Raw genomic sequence first — 1059 nt, forward strand, 5'->3', positions numbered from 1 at the left:
TTAGAGCGCGTTGCCGCGGGGCAGGACTTCCTCGGGGAACTCAAAGCGCTCGTGCGGCTGGTCCTGCGGCGCCATCCAGGCCCGAATCCCCTCGTTGAGCAAAATGTTCTTCGTGTAGAACGTCTCAAACTCAGGGTCTTCCGCCGCCCGCGTCTCCTGACTGATAAAGTCATACGCCCGCAGGTTCAGCGCCAACCCCACCACACCAATGCTCGACATCCACAATCCCGTTACCGGCACAAACAACATGAAAAAGTGCAGCCACCGCTTGTTGGAAAACGCTATCCCAAAAATCTGGCTCCAGTAGCGGTTCGCCGTCACCATCGAGTACGTCTCTTCCGCCTGCGTCGGCTCAAATGCCCGAAACGTGCTCGCCGCTTCCCCATCCTTGTAGAGCGTGTTCTCCACCGTCGCCCCATGGATGGCACACAGCAGCGCTCCACCCAACACGCCGGCCACCCCCATCATGTGGAACGGGTTCAGCGTCCAGTTGTGGAACCCCTGGAAAAACAGCAAAAACCGGAAAATCGCCGCCACTCCAAAGCTGGGCGCAAAAAACCAACTGCTCTGCCCCAGCGGGTAAATCAAAAACACGCTCACAAACACGGCAATCGGCGCGCTGAAGGCAATGGCGTTGTAGGGCCGCACCCCCACCAGCCGGGCAATCTCAAACTGCCGCAGCATAAAGCCAATCAGGCCCAGCGCCCCATGGAAGGCCACAAAGGTCCACAGCCCGCCAATCTGGCACCAGCGGGTAAAGTCCCCCTGGGCTTCCGGGCCCCACAGCAGCAGCAGGCTGTGCCCCATGCTGTCGGCGGGGGTGGACACGGCCACCGTCAAAAAGTTGCACCCCTCCAGGTAGGAGCTGGCCAACCCGTGGGTGTACCAAGAGGTTACAAACGTGGTGCCGGTCAGCCAGCCGCCCAGGGCCAAATAGGCGCAAGGAAACAGCAGCAGCCCCGACCAGCCGATAAACACGAATCTGTCGCGCTTGAGCCAGTCGTCGACGATGTCGAACCATCCTCGCTCCTGGCGCGCGCGCCCTACTGCGATGGTCAT

General features: G+C 60.7%; 1 protein-coding gene. It reads right to left on the reverse strand.

The window, feature by feature from the left end; translation table 11 throughout:
• The coding region (psbD, locus tag NW848_RS01505) for a photosystem II D2 protein (photosystem q(a) protein) (protein WP_011431157.1) at positions 1 to 1059 on the reverse strand (1059 nt) is incomplete at its 5' end.

Source organism: Synechococcus sp. RC10A2, from assembly GCF_047502605.1.